The 14,323-nt window shown below is 63.1% G+C and carries 11 protein-coding genes and 4 tRNA genes; 13 read left to right on the plus strand and 2 right to left on the minus strand.

The genetic code is table 11. The features are described 5' to 3' along the window. Positions 1-42 precede the first annotated feature (42 nt). The 6 genes from lon to OOZ63_RS12330 all read left to right on the plus strand — a co-directional run bounded on the left by lon (position 43) and on the right by OOZ63_RS12330 (position 5,427). Positions 43-2,454 carry an endopeptidase La gene (gene lon, locus OOZ63_RS12305; RefSeq protein WP_266005795.1) on the plus strand — a complete coding sequence of 804 codons (2,412 nt, stop codon included), beginning with the start codon at positions 43-45 and terminating at the stop codon, positions 2,452-2,454. Positions 2,455-2,584: 130 nt separating this feature from the next. Then, positions 2,585-2,660: transfer RNA gene (locus tag OOZ63_RS12310), tRNA-Gly, on the plus strand. An 84-nt stretch (positions 2,661-2,744) separates the two neighbouring features. Further along, positions 2,745-2,818 (plus strand) — tRNA-Cys (locus OOZ63_RS12315). 10 nt (positions 2,819-2,828) lie between these two features. Next, positions 2,829-2,904: transfer RNA gene (locus OOZ63_RS12320), tRNA-Gly, on the plus strand. 58 nt (positions 2,905-2,962) lie between these two features. Then, positions 2,963-3,038, plus strand: a tRNA-Gly gene (locus OOZ63_RS12325). Positions 3,039-4,101: 1,063 nt separating this feature from the next. After that, positions 4,102-5,427 (plus strand): MFS transporter, encoded by a 1,326-nt coding sequence (locus OOZ63_RS12330; protein WP_416234725.1) that lies wholly within the window; start codon positions 4,102-4,104, stop codon positions 5,425-5,427. Here the strand turns inward: OOZ63_RS12330 and murI are convergent. Then, complete coding sequence (murI, locus tag OOZ63_RS12335) at positions 5,424-6,218, minus strand: glutamate racemase (RefSeq protein WP_266005797.1); 795 nt, start codon at positions 6,216-6,218, stop codon at positions 5,424-5,426. The two genes, OOZ63_RS12330 and murI, sit on opposite strands and share 4 nt — an antisense overlap. 166 nt (positions 6,219-6,384) lie before the next feature. Between murI and OOZ63_RS12340 the strand changes: the two genes are divergently transcribed. From OOZ63_RS12340 to OOZ63_RS12360, 5 genes are all read left to right on the plus strand, one after another. Beyond that, the gene (locus OOZ63_RS12340) at positions 6,385-7,134 is read left to right on the plus strand and encodes an electron transfer flavoprotein subunit beta/FixA family protein (RefSeq protein ID WP_266005798.1); all 750 of its coding nucleotides are present in this window, start codon (positions 6,385-6,387) and stop codon (positions 7,132-7,134) included. 1 nt (position 7,135) lies between these two features. Next, positions 7,136-8,068, plus strand: coding sequence for an electron transfer flavoprotein subunit alpha/FixB family protein (locus tag OOZ63_RS12345; RefSeq protein ID WP_266005799.1), 933 nt, complete (start codon positions 7,136-7,138; stop codon positions 8,066-8,068). A gap of 76 nt (positions 8,069-8,144) precedes the next feature. After that, positions 8,145-9,935: an acyl-CoA dehydrogenase gene (locus OOZ63_RS12350; protein WP_266005800.1), complete on the plus strand. Its 1,791-nt coding sequence runs from the start codon at positions 8,145-8,147 to the stop codon at positions 9,933-9,935. After that, positions 9,925-10,920, plus strand: a complete 996-nt coding sequence (locus OOZ63_RS12355) for an NAD(P)H-dependent flavin oxidoreductase (RefSeq protein WP_266005801.1) — start codon at positions 9,925-9,927, stop codon at positions 10,918-10,920. The genes OOZ63_RS12350 and OOZ63_RS12355 overlap by 11 nt, the downstream gene beginning before the upstream one ends. Before the next feature lie 74 nt (positions 10,921-10,994). After that, a complete protein-coding gene (locus OOZ63_RS12360; RefSeq protein WP_266005802.1) occupies positions 10,995-12,245 on the plus strand; it encodes a metal-dependent hydrolase family protein in 1,251 nt (416 codons plus the stop codon). A 166-nt stretch (positions 12,246-12,411) separates the two neighbouring features. Here the strand turns inward: OOZ63_RS12360 and OOZ63_RS29200 are convergent, their stop codons facing one another. Beyond that, positions 12,412-12,531 carry a transposase domain-containing protein gene (locus OOZ63_RS29200; RefSeq protein ID WP_416234731.1) on the minus strand — a complete coding sequence of 40 codons (120 nt, stop codon included), beginning with the start codon at positions 12,529-12,531 and terminating at the stop codon, positions 12,412-12,414. Between the two features lie 402 nt (positions 12,532-12,933). On the opposite strand from OOZ63_RS29200, the gene OOZ63_RS12365 reads away from it, so the two are divergent. Both OOZ63_RS12365 and OOZ63_RS12370 read left to right on the plus strand, forming a co-directional pair. After that, entirely contained in the window at positions 12,934-13,335 is a 402-nt protein-coding gene (locus tag OOZ63_RS12365; RefSeq protein WP_266005804.1) for a DUF6088 family protein, read from the plus strand. Further along, a complete protein-coding gene (locus OOZ63_RS12370) occupies positions 13,332-14,303 on the plus strand; it encodes a nucleotidyl transferase AbiEii/AbiGii toxin family protein (protein ID WP_266005805.1) in 972 nt (323 codons plus the stop codon). Before OOZ63_RS12365 ends, OOZ63_RS12370 begins: the two co-directional genes overlap by 4 nt. Positions 14,304-14,323 lie beyond the last annotated feature (20 nt).

A 14,323-nucleotide genomic window follows, 5' to 3' on the forward strand; every position in this document is an offset into this window, starting at 1 on the left:
ACCCCCTCAGGCCGCAGATGGGCCTGAGAAAGAGAGGTTTTCATGTCCGGTCATCCCGTTCTGCCCGCCGAACCCATCACCCTGCCGCTGCTGCCGCTGCGCGATGTGGTGGTGTTCCCGCATATGGTGATCCCGCTGTTCGTGGGTCGCCCCAAGTCCATCAAGGCTTTGGAAGCCGCGATGGAAGCCGGTCGTCAAATCATGTTGGTGGCCCAGAAGGCTGCCGGCAAGGACGAGCCCAAGCCCGACGATATGTTCGAGGTCGGCTGCGTCTCCAGCATTTTGCAGATGCTCAAGCTGCCCGACGGCACGGTCAAGGTGCTGGTCGAGGGTTTGCAGCGCGCCACCACCAGCAGCATCACCGAGACCGAGGAGCACTTCGTTGCCGAGGTCGTGCCGATTCCGCCAGAGGCTGATACCAAGCCCGAGGTCGAGGCGCTGCGCCGCGCAGTGACCCAGCAGTTTGACCAATACGTCAAGCTCAACAAGAAGATCCCGCCCGAGATCCTGACCTCGATCGCCGGCATCGATGACGCCGGCCGCCTGGCCGACACCATCGCCGCGCATCTGCCGCTCAAACTCGACGCCAAGCAATCGGTGCTGGACCTGTCCGAAGTCGGCAAGCGTCTGGAGAAGCTGCTCGATCTGCTTGAGCACGAGGTCGACATTCTGCAGGTGGAAAAGCGCATCCGTGGCCGCGTCAAGCGCCAGATGGAGAAGAGCCAGCGCGAGTACTACCTCAACGAGCAGGTCAAGGCAATCCAGAAGGAATTGGGCGACGGCGAAGAGGGTGCTGATCTCGAAGACCTGGACAAGAAGATCCAGGCCGCCCGCATGCCCAAGGAGGCCCGCAAGAAGGCCGACAGTGAGCTGAAGAAGCTCAAGCTGATGTCGCCGATGTCGGCCGAAGCCACCGTGGTGCGCAACTACATCGAGACCCTGGTCAACCTGCCCTGGAGCAAGAAGACCAAGATCAAGTACGACCTCAGCAACGCCGAAGGCGTACTCAACGAAGACCACTACGGCCTGGATAAGGTCAAGGACCGCATCCTCGAATATCTCGCGGTGCAACAGCGTGTCGACAAGGTGAAGGCGCCCATCCTGTGCCTGGTCGGCCCCCCGGGTGTGGGCAAGACCTCTCTGGGTCAGTCGGTGGCGCGCGCCACCGGGCGCAAGTTCGTGCGCATGGCCCTTGGCGGGGTGCGCGACGAGGCCGAGATTCGCGGCCACCGCCGCACCTACATCGGCTCGATGCCGGGCAAGGTGCTGCAGTCGCTGTCCAAGGTCGGCACGCGCAATCCGCTGTTCTTGCTCGATGAAATCGACAAGCTGGGCATGGATTTCCGAGGTGATCCGTCATCGGCGTTGCTGGAGGTCCTGGACCCCGAGCAGAATCACACTTTCGGCGACCATTACGTCGAGGTCGATTTCGACCTCAGCGATGTGATGTTCGTGGCCACTTCGAACTCGATGAATATCCCGCCGGCCCTGCTGGACCGGATGGAAGTCATTCGCCTGTCGGGATACACCGAGGACGAGAAGGTCAATATCGCCCAGCGCTATCTGCTGCCCAAGCAGCGCAAGAACAATGGCGTTAAGGACGAGGAGATGGACGTCACGGAGTCGGCCATCCGCGGCATCATCCGCTACTACACCCGCGAGGCCGGCGTGCGTTCGCTAGAGCGCGAGATCTCCAAGATCTGCCGCAAGGTGGTGAAGAATCTGGCGCTGAAGACCGTCGAGGGTCAGGCCGTCGTCACCGAGGACAACCTCAACGACTTCCTGGGCGTGCGCAAGTACGACTTCGGCCGCGCCGAGAAGAAGAACCAGGTCGGCCAGGTGGTCGGTCTGGCCTGGACCGAGGTGGGCGGCGATCTGCTGACCATCGAGGCGACGGCGATGCCGGGCAAGGGCAACATCATCCGCACCGGTTCGCTGGGCGATGTGATGAAGGAGTCTGTCGAGGCGGCCCGCACTGTGGTGCGTTCACGCGCTCGCCGCCTGGGCATCAAGGACGAGGCCTTCGAGAAGCGCGATGTGCACATCCATGTGCCCGACGGCGCAACACCGAAGGACGGTCCCAGCGCGGGTGCGGCGATGACGACGGCCTTTGTCTCTGCGCTCACCGGCATCCCGGTTCGTGCCGATGTGGCGATGACCGGCGAGATCACGCTGCGCGGCGAAGTTACCGCCATTGGTGGCCTGAAGGAAAAGCTGCTGGCCGCGCACCGTGGTGGCATCAAGACCGTGATGATCCCGGAAGAGAACGTCAAGGACTTGCAGGACATCCCGGAGAACGTCAAGAACCAGCTTGAGATCGTGCCGGTGCGCTGGATCGATCGGGTGCTGGAAGTGGCGCTCGAGTCCATGCCAGTTGCGCTGCCTGATGAAGAGCCGGCTGTGGCGGCCAAGGCCGAAGCGGCCGTGGCGGCGCCTCCGGCGGCGACACACTGAGATTTGAAGCATGCAGGGCCGCGGGGCCTTGCATGAGTTCTAAAATCCGGTATAGAATAGCTGCTTCAGCGCAAACGGCGCAGGATGATTGAAGAAATTCAGAATCCAGCGAGCAGTGTGTTGAAACTATGCGGGTGTAGCTCAGTTGGTAGAGCGCGACCTTGCCAAGGTCGAGGTCACGAGTTCGAGCCTCGTTACCCGCTCCAGGCATATAAATGGGAAGCCCCGGCTTCCCATTTCCATCAGTACTTCACCATAAGTATTGGCGGTAGTGAAAATTTGATTTCTAAGGCGCGGTAGCAAAGCGGTTATGCCCCGGATTGCAAATCCGGTTAGTCCGGTTCGACTCCGGACCGCGCCTCCAAGAATTCAATGCGGGTGTAGCTCAGTTGGTAGAGCGCGACCTTGCCAAGGTCGAGGTCACGAGTTCGAGCCTCGTTACCCGCTCCAGAAAACCGGTTCGCGCCGGGTTCGGCCACCAGGCTGGACAGAATGCGAAAATTGAAATGCGGGTGTAGCTCAGTTGGTAGAGCGCGACCTTGCCAAGGTCGAGGTCACGAGTTCGAGCCTCGTTACCCGCTCCAAAATGAAAAGGGAAGCCTGATGGCTTCCCTTTATCATTTCTGCTGCTGCCCAACTCCGTTGGGGTGGCCGCCGCGGCTTTGTACTGCGGCGTCTGCAGTGGCTGTCGCTTGCCTGCGTCGTGGTGGTGTCGTCCCACGCATCCTGATACGTGGATCGCCGAGAGCTCGATAGGCCCTCGCCAATACTCGCTGTGTATGGCCATCGTGCAGATGGGCGATCGGCATTCCGCCCGGCCGAGGAGTTGTCCTCACCCTTGGTCAACGGGCGTTGGGGAAGGGTTGAGCGCAAGTTCCGCGCCTTGCAGACCGAATTTGCCTTCTGATTGAATCACTTGGTGAAAATCAGGGGGGGCTTTCCGTCTACACGCTGATGGCTTGGGTGAGGGCGAGGGGGCGCGTTGCCAGAGTTCAGGCACGCAGATTTTGCGCCGCCCATGCTCAGGCGGCTCAAAGGTAGGCGTCGATTGATTTAGACTCTGCCTCGTGCCTCGATGGTGAAATTGGTAGACACAGCGGACTTGAGAGCAATTTGAGCACCCAGGTGGGAAACCTCTGGCGTGAATCCCGTCAAAGTCGGCGAACCCCCTGGATCTTGGGTCCGAGGCAACGCCGAGCCAAGCCCCGCACGGGGAAGGTGTAGAGAGTGGACGGCGGGGGCCTAAAGCGTGACGACGCAATGGCCAAGGCGCATTCCAGACTCCGAACACAGCGCGGCTGTGGCAACGAAAGTTGTAGTGGGTACGAAAATCCGCCGCTTACCGAAAGGGGCGTACCGGTTCGACTCCGGTTCGAGGCACCATCATTCTTAGCCGTGTGCGCACATTTCTCGGTGCGCATTTGGTTTGCCCAATATGCGTGACGGTCACGAGTTGCGGGATGAGCCAAGAGTCGCCCTCGCTTGAATCTGTCACCGCCGGGTGATACCGTCCGGGCGGCCTGCAGGGGCGCGAGTGGGGGGGGCGCTCGCGTTTGGCGGGGTGAAAGTGACGGTGAATACTGTTCACCTGATCTGAGCCCCTGTCTTCATGCTGCTCGGCGGGCGATTAGCGACTGTGCTGGCAACATGCCCGTCGAGGGCCATAACGACCAACGAGGGGTGGCAGTGGGACTGTTTGCGCAAGAGTTGCTGAATCCGGGCGTCAAGAAGCGCGAGGTGTTCGGCTGGTCGATGTATGACTTCGCCAACTCCGGCTACACCACGGTGGTGCTGACCGCCGTCTACAACGCCTACTTCGTTGGTGTGATCGCGCAGTCCAGCGCTTCGGCCACCTTGCTGTGGACCTCGCTGATCGCACTGTCGAGCGTTCTGGTGATGCTGATCATGCCGGCGCTGGGCGCTTATGCCGATGCGCGCGCGGCCAAGAAGCGGCTGCTGATGCTGATGACCACCGGCTGCGTCATCTCGACGATAGGGCTGGGCTTGGCCGGTCAGGGGCAGCTGGCTTGGGCCGCGCTGGCGGTTGTTGTGTCCAATACCTGCTATGCCTGCGGTGAGGCCTTGATTGGGGCGTTCCTGCCAGAACTGGCGCGGCGCGATTCGCTCGGGCGTGTGTCCGGCTGGGGATGGGCCTTCGGTTACTTCGGCGGCATGCTGGCTTTGGGCCTGAGTCTGGCCTATGTGCTGCATGCGCAGGCGGCCGGGATGAGCGCCAGCGAGTTCGTGCCGGTCACGATGTACATCACGGCTGGCGTCTATGCGCTGGCGGCGCTGCCGACCTTTTTGCTGCTGCGCGAGCGCGCCCAAGTTCAGACGAAGCCTGCGCCGGCTCAATCGGCGCTGGCTCGCTTGAAGGCGTCATGGCAGCGGGCACGTCGCTACCCCGATTTCATGCGCTTTCTGGTCTGCGGTGTCAGCTATCAGGCGGGCATTGCCGTGGTGATTGCCTTGGCAGCGGTGTATGCCGAGCAGACCCTGGGCTTCAAGCAGGCACAGACCATGGCCTTGGTGTTCCTGGTCAATATCGCGTCGGCGGTCGGGGCTTTTGTCTTCGGCTACTTCGAGGATCGTGTCGGTCATAGCCGGGCCTTGAAGGTCACCTTGCTGGGCTGGGTGGTGATGATCCTGCTGGCCTTTGTCGCCCAAGGCCCAGCGCTGTTCTGGGTGGCTGCCGTGCTGGCGGGCCTGTGCATGGGATCGAGCCAGTCCTGCGGCCGAGCGATGGTCGGTGCGCTGGCGCCACAGGCAAGCCTGGCAGAGTTTTTCGGTCTGTGGGCTTTTGCGACCCGGCTGGCGGCCGTCATCGGGCCGCTGACCTATGGCCTGGTGACCTGGCTGACGGCCGGTAATCACCGCCTGGCCATCCTCAGCACCGGCGTCTTCTTCTTGCTCGGCTGGTGGGTGTTGGCCGGCGTCAATGTGCAGCGCGGCGCGGCGGCTGCGCGCGCCTAAATGTGAATCTGGCGCGTTGATTGCGCGGCCCAGCCCATGGCGCTAGAGGCCAGGCGGCTCAGCACGGCGGAGTCGCCGGTGCTTTCCAGCGTCAGGCTCGGCACGCCGTCGCCGGCCCAGTAGCGCTGGGCCTGTTTGGCAACGGCCGCCTCGATCTTGAGGAGCTGGACCTCTGGGCCCAGTGCTTGCTGGAACAGGGGCTGGACCAGCGGGTAATGGGTGCAGCCCATCAGCACCGTGTCGACACCGGCCTCGCGCAGTGGCGCGCAGCAGCGCTCGATCAGGCCCCGCAGGGCCGGGCTGTCCAACTCACCTGTCTCGATCAGGTCGGCCAGCCCGGGACAAGGCTGGCTGAAGACTTGGAAGCCTTGGGCATGAGCCTCAATCAAGGTCTGGTAGCGCGCGCTGGCGATGGTGGCCGGTGTGGCCAGCACGCCGATGCGGCCATTGCGGCTGGCGGCGACGGCTGGCTTGATGCCGGGTTCAATGCCGACGATGGGCAGCTCGGGCCAGCGCTCGCGCAAGGCGTTGACGGCGTGGGCGGTCGCGGTATTGCAGGCAACGACCAGCATCACCGCGCCACGGTTGAGCAGGTATTCGCCGATCACCAGGCTGCGCTTTGCGATGAAGTCGCTGCTTTTCTCGCCATACGGCGCATGAGCGGTGTCGGCCAGATAGTGCAGCGCCGCGTCCGGCAGTGCCTCGCGCAGCTCACGCAGCACGGTCAGGCCGCCGACACCGGAATCGAAAACACCCAAGCAGGGGGAAGGGGGGCGGGAGGTGCTTGTCATCAGGTTGCGCAGTCTAGTTTGTCGGGCCGCTCGTGCCCAAGACGTCGCTAGAATAGAACGGTCGTGCTATTTTTTCGGACATTTGACGCCAGGATGACTCAGCGTCGCCGGGGCTGGCCCGTAGAATCCGATTAACGTTAACGTCAATTAGCCTTGGAGTACTTCGATGAAGGTCTTGGTTCCTGTCAAACGAGTGGTCGATTACAACGTCAAGGTGCGCGTCAAGAGCGACGGCACCGGTGTGGACATCGCCAATGTGAAGATGTCCATGAACCCCTTCGACGAGATCGCCGTCGAAGAGGCGGTGCGCCTGAAGGAAAAAGGCGTGGTCACCGAGGTGATCGCCGTCTCCTGCGGCGTGACCCAGTGCCAAGAAACCCTGCGCACTGCGATGGCCATCGGCGCCGACCGCGCCATCCTGGTCGAGACCGACGCCGAGCTGCAGCCGCTGGCCGTGGCCAAGATCCTCAAGGCCCTGGTCGACAAGGAGCAACCGCAACTGGTGATCCTCGGCAAGCAGGCCATCGACGACGATTGCAACCAGACCGGCCAGATGCTGGCCGCGCTGACCGGCCTGCCGCAGGGCACCTTTGCCTCCAAGGTCGAAGTCGCCGACGGCAAGGTTTCCGTGACCCGCGAAGTCGACGGCGGCCTTGAGACCGTCAAGCTGAGCCTGCCGGCGGTCATCACGACCGACCTGCGCCTGAACGAGCCGCGCTACGTGACGCTGCCCAACATCATGAAGGCCAAGAAAAAGCAGCTCGACATCGTCAAGCCGGCCGATCTGGGCGTGGACGTGGCGCCGCGCATCAAGACCCTGAAGGTCGAGGAGCCGCCCAAGCGCAGCGCCGGCATCAAGGTGCCGGATGTGGCCACGCTGGTGAACAAGTTGAAGAATGAAGCGAAGGTGATCTGAGATGACTGCTCTGGTAATTGCTGAACACGACAACGCCTCCATCAAGGGCGCGACGCTGAACACCGTCACCGCCGCCGCCGCCTGCGGTGGTGATGTCCATGTGCTGGTGGCCGGCTCCAATGCCGCCGCCGCCGCCGCTGCGGCCGCGCAGATCGCCGGTGTCAGCAAGGTGCTGCACGCTGATGCCGCCCAGCTGGCTGACGGCCTGGCCGAGAATCTGGCCGCGCAAGTGCTTGCCATCGCCGCTGGCTACAGCCACATCCTGTTCCCGGCCACCGCCTCGGGCAAGAACGTCGCGCCGCGCGTCGCGGCGCTGCTGGATGTGGCCCAGCTGAGCGATGTCACCAAGGTCATCAGCGCCGACACCTTCGAGCGCCCAATCTACGCCGGCAACGCGATCGCCACCGTGCAGTCCGCCGACGCGACCAAGGTGCTGACCGTGCGCACGACTGGCTTTGACGCTGCTGCCGCCGCTGGCGGTTCGGCCGCCGTCGAAACGCTGGCCGCCGCTGCCGATTCCGGCACGAGCACGTTCGCCGGCCGTGAAGTGACCAAGAGCGACCGCCCCGAGCTGACCGCAGCCAAGATTATCGTCTCTGGTGGCCGCGCCCTGGGCAGCAGCGACAAGTTCAACGAGGTGCTGACTCCGCTGGCCGACAAGCTCGGCGCGGCGCTGGGCGCCTCGCGTGCCGCTGTGGACGCCGGCTACGCGCCCAACGACTGGCAGGTCGGCCAGACCGGCAAGATCGTTGCGCCTCAGCTCTATATTGCCGCCGGCATCTCCGGCGCGATCCAGCACCTGGCTGGCATGAAGGACTCCAAGGTGATCGTCGCGATCAACAAGGATCCGGAAGCGCCGATCTTCTCGGTGGCCGACTACGGCCTGGAAGCCGATCTGTTCACCGCCGTGCCCGAGCTGATTAACGCCCTCTGAGCGCCCGCTCGAAACCGATGAAGGGCGCCCGACTGTCTGGTCGCGGCGCCCTTGTTGTATCTGGAGACAAGACACCATGAGCTACCGTGCCCCCGTCAAAGACATGCTGTTCAATATGCAGGAGCTTGCCGGCCTGCAGGCGCTGACCGAGATCCCGGCCTTTGCCGACTTCGGTATCGATACGGCCCAGGCCGTGCTGCAGGAATGCGCCAAGCTCAATGAAGACGTGATCGCGCCGCTGAACTTCGAGGGTGACAAGAACCCCTCCTACTTCAAGGACGGTCAGGTCTTCACCACCCCTGGTTTCAAGGAGGCCTTCCGCCAGTTCGCCGATGGCGGCTGGCAGGGCTTGCAGCACCCGACCGAGTTTGGCGGCCAGGGACTGCCCAAGACCATAGGCGCGGCCTGCGGCGAGATGATCAACAGCGCCAATGTCAGCTTTGCGCTTTGCCCGCTGCTCAGCGATGGCGCCATCGAGGCCTTGCTGACGGCCGGCAGCGATGAGCAAAAGGCCATCTTCCTGCCCAATCTGGTGGCCGGCAAATGGACCGGCACGATGAATCTGACCGAGCCGCAGGCAGGGTCAGATCTTGCCCAGGTGCGCACCCGCGCCGAGCCGCAGCCCGACGGCACGTACAAGATCTTCGGCACGAAGATCTTCATCACCTACGGTGAGCACGATATGGCCGAGAACATCGTCCATCTGGTGCTGGCCCGCGTGGTCGGAGCGCCGGAGGGCGTCAAGGGCATCAGCCTGTTCATCGTGCCCAAGTTCCTGGTCAATGCCGACGGCTCGCTGGGCGCGCGCAATGACGCGCACTGCGTCTCGATCGAGCACAAGATGGGTATCAAGGCCAGCCCGACGGCAGTGCTGCAGTTCGGCGACCATGGGGGCGCAATCGGTACCCTGGTCGGCCAGGAGAACCGCGGCCTCGAGTACATGTTCATCATGATGAACGCCGCCCGCTTCGGCGTCGGCGTGCAGGGCATTGCGGTGGCAGAGCGGGCCTATCAGAAGGCGGTGAGCTACGCGCGCGATCGCGTGCAGTCGCGTCCGGTCGACGGCTCGGTGGCCGGCAGCGCCGCCATCATCCATCACCCCGATGTGCGTCGCATGCTGATGACGATGCGCGCGTTGACCGAGGGCTGCCGTGCCATGTCCAGCGTGGCCGCTGCGGCCTATGACGCCGCCCACCACCATCCCGACGCCGACACCCGCAAGCACAACCAGGCCTTCTACGAATTCATGGTGCCGCTGGTCAAGGGCTACAGCACCGAAATGAGCCTGGAGGTCACCGATCTGGGCGTGCAGGTGCATGGCGGCATGGGCTTCATCGAGGAGACCGGCGCGGCGCAGCACTACCGCGACGCCAAGATCTTGACGATTTACGAAGGCACGACCGCGATCCAGGCCAATGACCTGGTGGGCCGCAAGACCACGCGCGATGGTGGCCAGCTCGCCCGCGCCATTGCAGGCCAGATCGAGGCCACCGAAGGACTGCTGAAACAGCGCAGCAGCGCGGCATCCAAGGCCGTGGCCAAACGCCTGGGCGAAGCCCGCCAGGCCTATCTCGATGTGGTGGACTTCATCGCCGCCCAGGGCAAGGGCAATCCGAACGCGGCCTACGCCGGCTCGGTGCCCTATCTGATGCTGGCCGGCAATCTGGTGGCCGGCTGGCAGCTGGCGCGCGCACTGATCGTGGCTGAGGACAAGGTCGCCGCTGGCGAGGAGATTCCTTTCATGACCGCCAAGATCGTGACGGCGCGCTTTTATGCCGAGCACATCCTGAGCCGCAGCTCCGGCCTGCGCGACGCCATCGTCGAGGGCGCCGACAGCGTCACCGCGCTGGCTCTGGATGCCTTCTGATCGCCCACTGATACAACGAACGGAGACCTTTGTGGCCCTGCCTCCCGTCCTGCAAAACCTGCCCCTGCCCATCATCGGCTCGCCGCTGTTCATCATCAGCAATCCCAAGCTGGTGATCGAGCAGTGCAAGGCCGGCGTCGTTGGCTCGATGCCCGCACTCAATGCCCGTCCGGCCGAGCTGCTGGACGAGTGGCTCAACGAGATCACCACCGAGCTGGCGGCCTATAACAAGGCCCACCCCGACAAGCCGGCCGCGCCGTTTGCGATCAACCAGATCGTGCACAAGAGCAATGACCGCTTGGAGCACGATATGGCGCTGTGCGCCAAGTACAAGGTGCCCATCATCATCACCTCGCTGGGCGCGCGCGAGGATGTCAATGCCGCCGTGCATGCCTGGGGTGGCGTCGTGCTGCACGACATCATCAACAACAAGTTCGCGAAGAAGGCGATCGAGAAGGGCGCAGACGGCCTGATCGCGGTGGCGGCCGGGGCCGGCGGCCATGCGGGCGTCAAGAGCCCGTTCGCGCTGATCCAGGAAATCCGCGAGTGGTTCGATGGCCCGGTCGCGCTGTCGGGTGCGATCGCCAGCGGCGATGCGGTGCTGGCTGCTCAGGCAATGGGCGCGGACTTCGCCTATATCGGCTCGGCCTTCATCGCGACCGAAGAAGCGCGCGCCACCGAGGCGTACAAGCAGATGATTGTCGCCTCCAACAGCGATGACATCGTCTATAGCAATCTGTTCACCGGCGTGCACGGCAACTACCTGCGCGGCTCCATCGTCAATGCAGGCATGGATCCAGACAAGCTGCCCGAGAGCGACCCAAGTGCGATGAACTTCGGCGGCGACTCGAAGAAGGCATGGAAGGACATCTGGGGCAGCGGCCAGGGCATCGGTGCAGTGCGCGAGATCGTGCCGGCGCGTAGGCTGGTCGAGCGCCTGGCGGGCGAATACCGCGCGGCGCGGCAGCGCCTGTCCTTGAGTTGAGGCGAAGCGGGGGCTAACCCCGCTATTTTCTTCGGCGCGGCCTGCCTAGCATGGGCCTCCACTGTGGAGGTTTCATGAGCCAGTCGCGCATCGTCATCCGCAACGCCCTGCTGTTCGACAGCGCCAGCGCCGAGCTGCTGCCGCGGACCACCGTGGTGATCGAGGGCGAGCGTATCGTCGAGGTCACCCAGCGGCCACTGCAGGTGAGCGAAGCAGCTCAGCATATCGATGCCGGCGGTCGCGTGTTGCTGCCTGGCTTGATCGACGCCCATGTCCATGTGATGGCCGTCAGCCATGACGTGCTGCAACTGTCGGCCCGCCCTCCCTCGCTGATCACGGCGCAAAGCAAACCGGTGCTGGAGGCCCTGCTGATGCGCGGCTACACCTCGGTGCGCGATGCCGGCGGCGCCGACTTCGGCCTGCAAGAGGCGGTAGCCAGCGGGCTCTTCATCGGGCCGCGCCTGTTCATCGCTGGCCAGCCCCTGTCGCAGACCGGCGGCCACGCCGACGCGCGACCCAAGGGCACACGCGAGATGTTCTGCACCTGCGCGGGACTGGGGCTGCCTGGTCTGATCGCTGATGGCGATGCCGAGGTGCGGCGCGCCGCGCGCGAACAGGTGCGCAACGGCGTCAACCAGATCAAGGTGATGGCCGGGGGCGGCGTTGCCAGCCCGACCGATCCGATCGACGGTACGCAGTACTCGATCGCCGAACTGGCGGCGATCTGCGAAGAGGCCGAGGCCGCCAATCTCTATGTGATGGCGCACGCCTATTCGCCGCGTTCCATCATCCGTGCGGTGCAGGCCGGCGTGCGCTCGATCGAGCATGGCAATCTGCTCGACGAGACTTCGGCGCGCGAGATGAAGAGGCAGGGCGCCTATCTGGTGCCCACCCTGGCGACCTATGAGGCGCTGGGCGAGGAGGGCGCGCGGCTGGGCTGGTCGGCCGAGATGCTAGCCAAGCTGGAGCGGGTCAAGGCGCGTGGCATCGAAGCCATCCAGCTGGCCAAGGCTGAAGGTATCCCGATTGCCTTCGGCACCGATCTGCTCGGCCATATGCAGCCGCGCCAGAACCGAGAGTTCGCGCTGCGCGCTGCGGCGATGGGGCCGCTGGAGATTTTGCAAAGCGCCACCTCCACCGCGGCCGAGTTGATGCGCCAGCAAGGCCAGATCGGCCGCATCCAGGCCGGCGCCTATGCCGATCTGCTGCTGGTCGAGGGTGATCCGCGCCGAGACCTGGCCATGCTGGCCGAGCCTGAACAGGGGCTGGCCCTGATCATGAAGGCCGGCCACATCTATAAGAACCGGACATCCGGCACGATCTAGCTGATGCACTGGATGCCTGCCGAGGGTTTCAGAACCATCGGGGCATGCCGAAGAACCGAGCTGTCACGGGCCTGGAGCGCACGCTTGCATCGATGGCTTGGCTGATCTCGCGTAAGCGCTCAATGAACTACGTCCTTGCCAGGGCCCGGGCCGCAGCGTAAGGGCTTCATGCGGCGATCAGATCGATCCGCCAAGGCAGCAACGCCGCGAAGTCGTCGGCGGTCTGGGCCGTGGGCAAGGCTTTGAACAGCGCACGCAGATACTGGTGGTACCCGTCGATGCCGATGGCCGATCACTCTTGGTCAGGCAATGACGGGGTCGAGGCGGTTCCGACGGTCATTGCCGGCAAGAGACTATGCCGGGCGAGCAGCTGTATACGGCGAGCTCAAGAAGTCATTGATTCGCTCACTAAAGGCAGCAAATGGTGAGCTCCTTACAACGATTGAACCGGTCATACAGGGCGGTCGCCGGGTTCACGGTGGACCGTTGCGTGAAACGATGCACGTCTGTCGCCGGCGCATTGTTTTCCATAATTCGGCATGGTACGAGAAAGCCAACGGGCTCAAGCGTTCACGTGCAGTAGCGAAGCTGAGGAGGTAGGAGAGCGTGGCTTGTCGGAAAAAACTCTTTTAATATCAACAGCTTGTCTGCTGTTGTACAATGAGGTCCTCAAGCAAGGATTGAGGCCATGAATATCGTTGACCGCATAAGGCGCTCGGTGGCGAATCGGAACGCCGATGTTTTCGTGCGCGCCGATTTCGTCACTTTTGGAAGCCAGGCCCAGGTCGGTCGCGCGCTCGCTGAACTTCAAGGGAAGGGTGCGCTGGTAAAGCTTGGAGTTGGGGTCTACGCCAAGGCCAAGCTGAGTGTGCTTTCCGGCAAGCCCATCCCCGTGAAACCGCTTGAAGTCCTGGCGCCGGAAGTTCTCAAGAAATTGGGCGTTCAGGTCGGTGAGTCCCGTCAGACACGCGAGTACAACTCTGGTAGCAGCACCCAGATCCCAACAGGGGTGGTTTTCAGTGTTGGCAAACGGCGCATTCAGCGCAAGTTGGGCTTCAACGGCAAGCTCGTCGAGTACGAACGTGCATGAGGGTTCTTGCGAAAGATCGTGCCGAGCTCATTGAAGCGTTGGTTGCCGAAGTCGATCTCGGAAGAGTAACTGCCGGCCTTCTCGAAAAGGACGAGCACCTGACGGATGCACTGCGTGCAGTGTTTGCGTTGGAGTTCGAATTCGTGCAGCTCGTCTTCTGTGGAGGAACGAGTTTGTCAAAGGCGCACGGCCTGATTGAGCGCATGTCCGAAGATGCCGACATCAAGGTTGTACTCACGGGGGCGGGTCGCCAGCTGAGTCGTACCAAACTTCGGCGCTATCTCGGCGACGAGGTGCGCGTTCGCGTGGGTAAAGCTCTATCTGACATCGGCTTGGTCGAGGAGCCCGACAAAGCCGTGACCTTCAATGAGCATCGGTACTTGCATAGCCAGTGGATGTACCAGCGCAGTTACCCTGTGACTGCGGGCCTGCGTCCGAACCTTCAGATCGAGCTGACGCTGCGCGCACCTGTGCTTCCAGTTGAGCGAACTTCGCTCCATGCGTTGGCTGATCGCATTGCCGGACAGTCTGGCTCACCTTTCTCGGTGGCGACGATCTCAGTAGCAGAGACTCAATCCGAGAAGATTCTTTCATTCTTGCGTCGGTTTGCGCAGCACCGTTCAGGGCAAATGCTGCGAGCCTGGGACACGGCGCTCGTGCGCCACATTTATGACGTGCACTGCATCTACACACGCAACCCGGACATGGTGGCTGTTAGCGCTCCTGCGTTCGCCGCCCTGGTGCATGGCGATGTCGAAGAGTTCGGTAAGCAGCATCCGGACTTTGCCGCGGATCCTTTGGGCGTGATGGAGAAGGCTCTGGACCAAGTTGGTATGGACGAGCAGAGTCGGGCCGAATACGAACAGAACTTGTTGCCACTCGTGTACGGAACCTTCAAGCCGCACTTCGATGAAGCCTTCGCTTCTTTCGACAAAGTTGCCCGCACCTTCCTCGGCGTGGCCGGCTAACCCTCTATCCAGCGATGTCA

It is taken from the genome of Paucibacter sp. PLA-PC-4 (genome assembly GCF_026241155.1).
In the GTDB taxonomy this organism is placed as follows: domain Bacteria; phylum Pseudomonadota; class Gammaproteobacteria; order Burkholderiales; family Burkholderiaceae_C; genus Roseateles_E.